Genomic DNA, 11272 nt, shown 5'->3' on the forward strand with positions numbered 1-11272 from the left:
AGACAAATGATCTTCTAGAAAGGAGAGACATACGTGAATATACGATTAAATCAAAAAATCATAAAAGACATGTGTGGGGCGGTCTCCTTTAAACGAGGAGATTCTTTTTATCGTGCGGATCGAGTATCATTCCATAGTTATGATCATCAATGTTGTGAAGCAACGGTTACAGGTGCGGAGGACTTTAAAGTGAAAGTAGACGTGGACCACGGTGATTTTCAAACAACCTGTAGCTGCCCTTCGCTCCCCTCATTTAAAAATGAATGTCAGCATATTGCCGCTGTGTTATTAGCGATATATGACCATCAGAAAAAAGGGACGGTCCCATTTATACCAAAGGAACATCGGAACGCTGATCAGGAATTAACAGATGGGTTATTAACTCTGTTTGCTCAACAGCCAAAAAGGTCGAGTGGACATCAGCTTCATTTTGAAAACCGGCAAGTCGTAGAGGCGGCGTTTACTTGCAAACTCATTTCAGTAGGGGATAAAGAGATGCTTGGGGTGGAGCTGACTATTCACTCCATTTTAGTTCAAGATATACGAGATTTCCTAGAGAAAATGAAAGATGGGACCCCTATATCTCTTTCAGCTTCTTTTACTTACGATCCGAGTGTGCATTGTTTCCAAAGGGAAACCGATGCAGTGATCCACCAGCTTGTTCAAGTGACTCATGATGAAAAGGTGCATGGTGTGGTACCAAACAGCCAAATGCTACTGATTACACCGACTTCTTGGGAAAGACTACTCCCTTTTCTTGTAAAAGCACCACAAGCAAGTTTACAGATAGATGACTCCTCTTATAACGGGATTCGACTTTCTAAAAGAACCCTTCCTTTGCAATTTGATGTAACAGACGTAAAGGGCGGAGGCTATCAACTGAAAGTTCAAGGCTTGGATCAAATCATTTTGTTGACTTCATATGGATTGGTATTAGCAAAAGGGGAGATGTATCAAATCCCATATGAAGATCTTGACCGGCTGGTTGAAATGAAGCAGATGTTAGCAAATACGAAATCAGGGAGTATTTCCATTCCAAAGGAACAAGGTGATTTTTTCTTAGAAAAAGTAGTGCCTGGTTTAAAAAAGCTGGGGAACGTGCATATAGCAGCTACTGTTTCCAATCAACTCTTCCACACGCCACTCGTTGCCAAGTTGTATCTTGATCGAGTAAGCAATCGACTTCTTGCTGGGCTAGAATTTCACTATGAAAATATAGTAATTAACCCATTAGAAAATCATCAACACAAAGCAAGATTTGTTGCAGCAAGGGATGTGGGGAAAGAACAGGCAATTCTCAAGCTGATGGAGGAAAGTTCTTTTGCTTCAACGGACAGTGGATATGTTCTGCATAATGAGGAATTGGAGTATGAGTTTTTATATCATACTGTTCCAAAGCTTCAAAAGCTAGTGCAAATATATGCGACAACCGCTGTCAGAAACCGGTTGTTCAAGGAAAATGCTCACCCTAAAATCCGAATTAAAATGAAAAAAGAACGAACCAATTGGCTTGAATTCAAATTTGAAATGGAGGGTATGGCAGAGAAAGAGATTCGTGCCGTGCTAGCAGCCTTAGAGGAAAAGCGAAAATACTATCGTTTGAAAAATGGGTCACTGCTCTCGTTAGAAACAAGAGAATTTGAAGAAATGGATCGGTTCCTTAAAACGCTACCCATCCAACCGGAAGATTGGGAAAGTGAATTAAACTTCCCTGTTGTTCGAGGGCTACAGCTCTTAGAGGGTGAGAGCAAAATATTTAAGTTTGAGGATTCCTTTCGTCAATTTTTAGATACCATTCAAAATCCGGGTGAAATGAAGTTTGATGTGCCAAAACCGGTAGAGTCGATTCTCCATGAGTATCAGAAGCAAGGTTATCATTGGATGAAAACTCTTGCCCATTTTGGATTTGGGGGAATTCTTGCAGATGATATGGGACTTGGGAAAACCTTGCAGAGCATTTCCTTCATATTATCTGAGCTTTCTACCATACGTGAAAAAAAGCTCCCTGTTCTTGTTGTCTGTCCATCATCTCTAACGTATAACTGGTTAAGTGAAATGATGAAGTTCGCTCCAGAACTACAAGCCGTGGTCATGGATGGAACGAAAACGGAACGGGTGAAACTTCAAAATAACTTGGATGGGTTGGACGTTGTCATTACCTCGTATCCTTTGTTATTAAAAGATTTGACTTGGTACCAAAAACAGTCGTTTTGTGTGGTCTTCTTTGATGAAGCACAAGCCTTTAAAAATCCAGTTTCACAAACAGCGAAAGCCGTACGAAGGATACAAGCTGATTATCGCTTTGCCCTTACAGGAACTCCTGTGGAAAATTCCTTAGAAGAGCTGTGGTCGATTTTCCACGTGGTGTTTCCTGAACTTTTTCTTGGATTTAAAGAGTACAGTAATCTAACAAGAAAACAAATTGCTCGCAGGATTCGGCCGTTTTTACTTCGGAGAATGAAGGAAGAGGTGCTCTCTGATATTCCTGGAAAAATGGAGTTAATGGAGACAGTGGAGCTTCTCCCAGATCAGAAGAATTTGTATGCAGCGTATCTTGCCAAACTGAAAGAAGATACGTTAAAGCATTTGGATAAGGATACGATAAGAAAAAATCGGATTAAAATCTTGGCTGGATTAACGCGGTTAAGACAGATTTGTTGTCATCCTGCTTTGTTTGTGGATGGATATAAAGGAAGTTCGTCAAAATTCGAACAGCTCATGAAGATTGTAGAGGAAGCCAGGTTCTCAGGAAGAAGGGTGCTGATTTTTTCTCAGTTTACGAAAATGCTCACTCTAATTGGCAGGGAACTAGCTAATCAAGGGATCCCGTTTTTTTACCTTGATGGTCAGACTCCATCGGAAGAACGTCTGGAAAGGTGCAATCGTTTTAACGATGGCGAACGAGATCTTTTTCTTATTTCATTAAAGGCAGGTGGAACGGGGCTTAATTTAACAGGGGCGGATACCGTTATCTTATACGACCTTTGGTGGAATCCGGCTGTGGAGGAGCAAGCGGCAGATCGTGCCCATCGCATTGGTCAGACGAATGAAGTACAAGTGATCAAGCTTATTGCACGAGGGACTATTGAGGAAAAAATAAACGAACTGCAGGAGAAAAAGAAAGACCTTGTGGCAGAGATTATTGATTCTAAGGGGGATTCAACTCCTTCTCTTACAGAAGAAGATCTTCGCGAGATATTGATGAGTTAACTAAAGCGAAATCTACATCTCAAGTCTTAGAAGAAGTTACACCCATGGTTTCTATTTAGAAAAGAGCATTCACTCTATACTTATAGTATCTTAAATAAGATGGAGTGGTTTTATGAAGGACTTACTACTAACTCTAATCGATAACTGGGGGATAGGCGGTATTTTGTTTTCCTTATTCATTGAGGGAAGCGCCTTTCCCTTTATTGGAACATTTTTTATTGTCACAGTTGGTTTCATTTTAAATTTATCCTGGTTTGAAATAACATGGATTTCACTAGTGGGAAGCTTTTTGTATGCTCTTGGTAGCTATATTCCTTATTCAATTGGATATAAGTTAGGAAACTCTGTTGAAAATAGATTAAACATGGCTCAAAAAGAAAAGTTGGAAAAGGTTAAAGCAAGTTTGAACAAATATGGAGTATGGAGCATTGCGGTGTTAAGTCCCCTTCATTTAGGTAATGTCATTCCTTTTTTAGCTGGAGTGTCAAATATGAAAGTTCTTCCTTATACGTTACTTACGATGTTAGGAATAGGGCCATCTACTTTTCTTTTGTTAAGTATCGGCCGTTTTTATGACGGCGATGCGAAAACAATGATAAATATGATCTCTGAATATCAAACCATGTTACTGGTTGGTCTTGGAGTAATGACAATTGGGTATGTGAGTTGGAAAATACTAAAACAGCGTAGCCAAAAGAGAAAAATGGAAGTTGTTGATAGATAAAGGGAGAGCGTCCATTACTGGAATGCTCTCCCTTATTTTTACTACTCGTCCGATTCTTCGCCTTGTCTGTTCTTCTGTTCAGGAAGAGTATCCCAGAAACTTGTATCGGCAGTCTCGATGGAACCATTTGCAATGGCACGTACTGTAGCATCTAAGGTAGTAATTGTCTGCTTAATTAAATAGCCGTTGCTCTTTTGTCCTAGAGCGTAAGATTCAACATAGTGATCGGACATGCCACGCATTTCAAATAGGAGGGTGGAGATGTCATAACGAACAGCCGCTCCGTTACGCCCGATATTTTCTCCGTCTCCACCTACATATTTACCGATGTGGCCCCAACCAGTATCCTCAAGTGCTCCATAAACAACCGATCCTAATTTTTTGGAGCGTTCAACCACTTCAGGCTTCACCTTTGCACTGGTCGGATAAAGAATCGATCCAGATACGAGTTCGCCCTCTGTTTCACTAAGTGTGCCCTGGTGATGAAGGTCAATCATATAATCGATGTTATATTTTGCAAAAACATTCTCATGTAAGTTTCTTACTTCGGGTTGCATGTCACTTGTTGCCTTATCATGTTCACGGTTAAGGTCCACATAGTTCGCATTATAACGAGTAAGATGACGATCGCCATCGGCGTGATAATTATCAAGTGAGAAATCCACATCGCCCATTGCTCCATCAGCGTTTAGCATAGGAATGATAAGTACGTTGACGTTATCTAATACTCCTTTTGTTTTCTCTGTGCCTAAATGCTTAATAAAGCTAAGGGCACCCTCTGTTGTAAGCTGCTCGTTTCCGTGCTGTTGTGTTAAAAATAAGATCGTTGGATTATCAGGATTGGAGATATATTTTGCCATGTAAATATCACGGCCTTTGACTGTTTGTCCAATCACCTCTAATTCCATCGCTTCTTGCTTCGCATCCTGAGTTTTTAAATAATCTACTAAACTCTCATATGTATGCAAAATCGACGTTTGGACGGTCCCGTTACCAGCACCTGGTCCATTTCCAACAGCAAAAACTGGTGTTGAGATGGCAGTAATTGCACCAAATGCCATTAAGCTTGATAAGGATACGGATAAAACTTTTTTCTTTAAGTTCATATCTTACCTCCAAATGAAATTTTTTAACAATTCAAATTTTATCCAAAAATGAATCGGATGTTAATAAAGTAAATTGCCTATTATTTAGACAAATTTCGATTAACGAAATACATACGAACGAAGGATTTAAAAACGGTTAAAAGTAAGCTTTTGTAGTTGACATAGGAAGAAAGGTGTAGGACATAAATGGTTTCCTATTATAAAGTTAGTAAGTATCGATAGAATTCGGGAAGAAAAAAGGGAGATGATATTAATTGTTTTAAGTAAAATATTTTACTAAAAGTTAGTATAATCATTTGTATTTCTTGTATTTAAATTGTTAGAATCAGTTTGTGGTTCAATGAAGTTTGAATGCTTCGGGTTTAGAAGTAAAGTGGTGACTATACTGTTATACATATGATTAAAACTAGTAAAATGTTTTTCTTAAAATATTTTACTAGTTTTAGTAAAAAAATATTTACATGTTTTACTTTTGGTGATATATTTTAATTGCTGAAGCGCTTTCAACGTAAAAAATGCAAACTAATGTGAGAGGATGTAAGCTATGAAGAAGTTTAAAAAGTATTTTAGCCTTATGAGCGGTATTGCTTTAAGTCTATCTTTAGTAGCATGTGGACCTCAAGAAAGTAGTACTGAGAGTACCAGCTCGAACGATTCTTCCAAGAACAAAGAGTATGATTTACTAGTTTGGGAGGATATTGAAAAGGGAGCAGGAATTAAAGATGCGATTGCGAAGTTTGAAGAAGAAAATGGAGTAAAGGTGAAAGTAGTTGAAAAAGCCTATGCTCAACAAATAGAAGATTTACGTATGGATGGACCGGGTGGTACGGGACCAGATGTACTTACCATGCCTGGGGACCAAATTGGAACGGCGGTAACGGAAGGCTTAATTAAAGAATTAAATGTAAGTGAAGAGGTTCAATCAATTTATACAGAAGTCGCTATGAAGTCGCAAATGGTAAATAACAAGGTGTATGGATTACCTAAGGCTGTAGAAACTACCATGCTTTATTACAACAAAGATTTAGTGTCTGAAGCTGAGCTTCCAACCACTCTTGATGGATGGTATGACTACTCTAAGAAGGTTACGGATGGAAAAAACTTTGGATTTTTAGCTTTGTTTGATCAAATCTATTATGCACAAAGTGTGATGAGCGGGTATGGTGGATATATTTTCGGTGCAGATGACAAGGGCAATTATGACCCTGCAGATATTGGATTAAATAACAAAGGCGCTCTTGAAGGGGCAGTATATATTCAAAAATTTTATAAAGAAGGTCTATTTCCAGCTGGAATCATCGGGGAACAAGGGATAAATGTGCTTGAATCGTTATTTACGGAAGGAAAAGCAGCTGCTGTCATTTCAGGTCCTTGGAATATTGAGCCGTTTACAAAAGCAGGAATCAATTTTGGTGTAACCAAATTACCCGAGCTTTCAAATGGCGAAAATATGAGTTCATTCGTTGGAGTGAAGAGCTATAACGTAAGTGCTTATAGTAAAAATACTGAACTTGCTGAGAAATTAGTTGTATTTTTAGCAAATGAAGAGAACTCAAAAGCTAGATATGAAGTAACCAAGGAAGTTCCTGCCGTACAAGCACTTGCTAATGACCCTGTTGTAGCAGAAAGTGAAGCAGCCCAAGCGGTAGCAGAGCAATCTCAATTTGCTGAATTAACTCCAAACATTCCAGAAATGAACGAAGTTTGGACACCAACAGACTCTGCCCTACAAACCATTGCAACTGGTAAGGCTCAACCTAAAGAAGCATTGGAGCAAGCAGTTGAAACGATTAAAGGACAGATCGAAGCCAAGCATGGTGGAAAATAATTTGTAAAGTAAACAATGGTGTCAAACGTTACTCATGTTTGACACCATTTATTATAAGGGCGGAAATGGTAACACTAACGTCTAATAAGAGGTGAAAAAAGTGCAACATCGCAAAACGGCTTTGCTACTATCAATCATTCCAGGGCTTGGTCAATTTTACAATAAGCAGTGGATTAAAGGGCTTTTCTTTTTACTACTAGCTGTTTCGTTTTTTGCCGTATTTGGTGATTTGTTGAATATGGGCTTTTGGGGACTTTTCACACTTGGAACGGAAGTACCCCGTGATAACTCTATCTTTCTACTAGCTGAAGGGATTATAGCTGTCATTGTAACGATTTTTGGGTTGGCCTTTTACTATATCAATCTACGAGATGCTTATAAAAACGGTCAGTTACGAGACAACAATCAGCGTCTACATTCTCTTAAAGAAGATTATCGTAATTTAATTGAGCAAGGCTATCCTTATGTCATCAGTGGACCCTCGCTCTTTATTTTAATATTTGCCGTTATTTTCCCTATTTTATTTAGTTTCGCATTAGCGTTTACGAACTATGATTTATACCACTCGCCACCAGCAAACTTAGCTGATTGGGTCGGGTTAGAAACATTTTTTGAGATCTTCACCGTTGATATTTGGCGTTCTACCTTCTTTGATGTATTAGCTTGGACGGTCATTTGGACGCTTGTGGCCTCTACCTTACAGGTGAGCCTTGGTGTGTTTTTAGCGGTGTTAGTCAACCAGAAAGATGTGAAGTTCACCAAATTCTACAGAACGGTTCTTGTCTTACCGTGGGCTGTACCTGGATTTGTCACGATATTAATATTTGCAGGGTTATTTAATGATAGTTTTGGGGCAATCAATAACGATATATTGGCTGCATTTGGAATTGGGTCGATCCCGTGGCTTACCGATGAAAACTGGACAAGAGTGGCTTTAATTCTTATGCAGGGATGGTTGGGTTTCCCATATATCTTCTTAGTGACAACAGGTGTCCTTCAATCTATTCCAGATGATCTTTATGAAGCAGCGACCATTGATGGAGCATCTGTTTTTGCCAAGTTTCGCCATATTACAATGCCAATGATTTTGATTGCAATGGCTCCGATCATTATTACTCAATACACGTTTAACTTTAATAACTTTAATATCATTTATCTATTTAATGGTGGCGGACCTGCTGTTCCAGGGTCGACGGCTGGTGGAACGGATATACTCGTTTCATGGATATACAAATTAACGATGCAATCGAGTCAGTATTCATTAGCGGCTGCATTAACCATCTTGCTTTCCGTGTTTGTTATTACGATTGCACTTTGGCAATTTAGACGTACGAATTCCTTTAAAGAGGGGGCTTAAAAGATGCTGAAAGACATGAAAAAACAAAAATTCTTTCGTCTCCTAATTACACATGGAATATTAATTTTTATGACAGTGATCATTATTTATCCGTTAATTTGGACTGTTGGAGCGAGCTTTAATCCAGGAAACAGCTTGATTAGCACGTCCATCATTCCTAAAAACCCTACACTCGATCATTATCGAGAGTTGTTTGCAGGAAAAGAAAGCTTGCAATATGGCGCGTGGTATTTAAATTCCTTGAAAATTAGTATTTTCACCATGCTAGGGTCAGTTATAAGTGTTTCCTTTACGGCTTATGCATTTTCTCGCTTTCGGTTTAAGGGAAGACAACATGCATTAACCTTATTTCTTTTGCTACAAATGATTCCACAATTTTCAGCTCTTATTGCTCTGTTCGTATTAGCGCAAATACTGGGCATGATGAATAGTCATTGGCTGTTAATCCTTTTATATATAGGTGGTCAAATTCCGATGAACACGTATTTGATGAAAGGGTATATGGATTCGATTCCAATGGACTTAGATGAAAGCGCGAAAATCGATGGAGCAAGTAATACAAGAATCTTTTTACAGATTATTATGCCTTTATCACGACCAATGATCGCGGTCGTAGCGATGAATGGTTTTACAGGACCGCTGGGAGATTTCGTTTTATCATCGACCATTTTACGAACACCTGAGGCGTACACCCTACCGATCGGATTGTATAACCTAGTCAATGATGTGATGGGGGCTAGCTACACGACCTTTGCGGCTGGAGCCATACTAATCAGTATTCCGATTGCGATTATATTCATTTTGCTTCAGAAGAACTTTGTATCAGGATTAACAGCTGGTGGAACGAAGGGTTGATTTCATTAAAAGGCTAGAAAATGAATAGTAGAGGGAGACGACAATGAAAAATCATCATAAAACATATACAACAAAAGCAAAGTTCATGCTTCATGGTGGAGACTATAATCCCGATCAATGGCTGGATCATCCAGAAATCTTAGCGGATGATATCAAATTAATGAAGCTATCCCATACGAATACGTTCTCGGTAGGAATTTTTGCTTGGAGTGCGTTGGAACGAAAGGAAGGCCAGTATCAATTTGAATGGTTAGATGATATTTTTGACAATATTCATAGTATTGGTGGAAGAGTAATCTTAGCCACACCAAGCGGAGCGCGCCCTGCTTGGATGTCGGAAAAGTATCCTGAGGTTCTTCGCGTAAATTCTTCTAGAGTGAAACAATTACACGGGGGAAGACATAATCATTGTTTTACATCTCCTGTTTATCGTGAAAAAACACAGGAAATGAACCGCAGATTAGCGGAAAGATACGGTAATCATCCGGCTTTATTGATGTGGCATATCTCCAATGAGTACGGTGGAGAGTGTCACTGTGATCAGTGTCAAACGGCTTTTAGAGATTGGATTAAAAACAAATATCATCATGATCTGAAATCATTAAACGATGCCTGGTGGGGACCGTTCTGGAGTCACACGTATAGTGATTGGTCACAGGTAGAATCTCCCTCTCCAATTGGCGAAAGTATGGTTCATGGCTTAAACCTGGATTGGCGACGCTTCGTTACGGATCAAACGATTTCTTTCTATGAAAATGAGATTGTTCCATTAAGAGAGCTTACACCGGAGATACCAATCACAACGAATTTTATGGCGGATACATTCGATTTAATTCCGTTTCAAGCACTTGATTATAGTAAGTTTGCCAAACATGTGGATGTGATTAGCTGGGATGCGTATCCAGCATGGCATAATGACTGGGAAAGTACGGCGAATTTAGCCATGAAGGTTGGCTTCATTAATGATCTCTATCGTAGTTTAAAACAACAACCATTTTTATTAATGGAATCTACTCCAAGTCTGGTAAATTGGCATAGTGTAAACAAAGCAAAAAGACCAGGTATGCATCTTCTATCATCCATGCAAATGGTTGCTCATGGTTCTGATAGTGTGATGTACTTCCAGTGGAGAAAATCACGTGGGTCGTCCGAAAAATTCCATGGTGCTGTCGTGGATCATGATAACAGTACGAATAACCGTGTTTTCCAAGAGGTAGCTCAAGTCGGAAAAACATTAGAACATCTATCTGAAATAGTAGGAACGAATCGTCCAGCAGATGTTGCTATTCTTTACGATTGGGAAAGCAACTGGGCTCTAAATGATGCACAAGGATTTGGATTGGAATCCAAACGCTATCCTCAAACTTTGCAACAGCAATACAAGGCTTTCTGGGAAAAAGATATTCCAGTAGATGTGATCACTAAGGAGCAAGACTTTTCAACTTACAAACTGTTAATTGTGCCGATGTTGTATTTAATGAGTGAAGAGACCATTTCACGTTTAAAATCGTATGTCGCAGCAGGTGGAACACTTGTCATGACCTATATTAGTGGTCTTGTAAATGAGCATGACCTAACGTACTTAGGTGGATGGCATAAAGACCTTCAAGATATCTTTGGCTTAAAACCAGTTGAAACAGATACGTATTATCCAAAAGATCGTAATCAAGTGGAGTATAAAGGTCGTACGTATGAATTAAAGGATTACGCTACGATCCTTGAGTTAAACACGGCAACAGTTGAGGGTGTATACACAGATGATTTCTATGCAAATACCCCAGCCATAACGAGCCATAACTATGAAAAAGGAAATGCGTACTATATTGGTGGTCGATTAGAAGATCAGTTCCAAAGGGACTTTTATGAAGAAATAATGAAAGATTTGGCTCTAGAATCTGTGTCTTCAGTAAAACATGGAGAGGGGGTATCTGTACAAGTAAGAAATGCTCCTGAAAGTGACTACATTTTTGTTATGAATTTCACCGAGGAAAAACAAACGGTCGGCTTTGAGTTACCAGTAACAGATAAGATTACCGGTGAAGAATTGATTGGAGAAGTAACGTTAGAGAAGTATGAAGTACGAATTGTTGAGAAAAGAAGAACGACGAATTAACGTGAATGCATACATGGGTGGGACCGGGAACCCACTCATGTATTTATGAAAATTTATAGCACAAACGAGGTCTGACCTC

The 11272-nt window shown here is 39.1% G+C and carries 7 protein-coding genes; 6 read left to right on the forward strand and 1 reads right to left on the reverse strand.

The features are described 5' to 3' along the window. Window positions 1-33 precede the first annotated feature (33 nt). Together M3175_RS13585 and M3175_RS13590 are read left to right on the forward strand one after the other, a co-directional pair. Complete coding sequence (locus M3175_RS13585; protein WP_251519771.1) at window positions 34-3210, forward strand: DEAD/DEAH box helicase; 3177 nt, start codon at window positions 34-36, stop codon at window positions 3208-3210. 112 nt (window positions 3211-3322) lie between these two features. Next, window positions 3323-3934 (forward strand): DedA family protein, encoded by a 612-nt coding sequence (locus tag M3175_RS13590; RefSeq protein ID WP_251519773.1) that lies wholly within the window; start codon window positions 3323-3325, stop codon window positions 3932-3934. A gap of 41 nt (window positions 3935-3975) precedes the next feature. Here the strand turns inward: M3175_RS13590 and M3175_RS13595 are convergent, their stop codons facing one another. Beyond that, entirely contained in the window at window positions 3976-5040 is a 1065-nt protein-coding gene (locus tag M3175_RS13595) for a M14 family zinc carboxypeptidase (protein ID WP_251519775.1), read from the reverse strand. 544 nt (window positions 5041-5584) lie between these two features. On the opposite strand from M3175_RS13595, the gene ganS reads away from it, so the two are divergent. The 4 genes from ganS (at window position 5585) to ganA (ending at window position 11193) form a co-directional block, all read left to right on the forward strand. Continuing rightward, entirely contained in the window at window positions 5585-6868 is a 1284-nt protein-coding gene (ganS, locus tag M3175_RS13600) for an arabinogalactan oligomer ABC transporter substrate-binding protein GanS (protein WP_251519777.1), read from the forward strand. 100 nt (window positions 6869-6968) lie between these two features. Beyond that, the gene (gene ganP, locus M3175_RS13605) at window positions 6969-8225 is read left to right on the forward strand and encodes a galactooligosaccharide ABC transporter permease GanP (protein WP_251519779.1); all 1257 of its coding nucleotides are present in this window, start codon (window positions 6969-6971) and stop codon (window positions 8223-8225) included. Window positions 8226-8228: 3 nt separating this feature from the next. After that, window positions 8229-9080, forward strand: a complete 852-nt coding sequence (gene ganQ / locus M3175_RS13610; RefSeq protein ID WP_251519781.1) for a galactooligosaccharide ABC transporter permease GanQ — start codon at window positions 8229-8231, stop codon at window positions 9078-9080. 43 nt (window positions 9081-9123) lie between these two features. Beyond that, window positions 9124-11193, forward strand: coding sequence for a beta-galactosidase GanA (gene ganA / locus M3175_RS13615; RefSeq protein ID WP_285852280.1), 2070 nt, complete (start codon window positions 9124-9126; stop codon window positions 11191-11193). The last annotated feature ends 79 nt before the right edge of the window (window positions 11194-11272 follow it).

The sequence above is a fragment of the Robertmurraya korlensis genome (assembly GCF_023715225.1).
Taxonomy (GTDB): Bacteria; Bacillota; Bacilli; order Bacillales; family Cytobacillaceae; genus Robertmurraya_A.

What these genes read in the sequence shown, in the direction of transcription:
- M3175_RS13590 (WP_251519773.1), top strand. Translation starts at nt 3,323, where the DNA reads ATGAAGGACTTACTACTAACTCTAATCGATAACTGGGGGATAGGCGGT.
- M3175_RS13595 (WP_251519775.1), bottom strand. Translation starts at nt 5,040, where the DNA reads ATGAACTTAAAGAAAAAAGTTTTATCCGTATCCTTATCAAGCTTAATG.
- ganS (WP_251519777.1), top strand. Translation starts at nt 5,585, where the DNA reads ATGAAGAAGTTTAAAAAGTATTTTAGCCTTATGAGCGGTATTGCTTTA.
- ganQ (WP_251519781.1), top strand. Translation starts at nt 8,229, where the DNA reads ATGCTGAAAGACATGAAAAAACAAAAATTCTTTCGTCTCCTAATTACA.
- ganA (WP_285852280.1), top strand. Translation starts at nt 9,124, where the DNA reads ATGAAAAATCATCATAAAACATATACAACAAAAGCAAAGTTCATGCTT.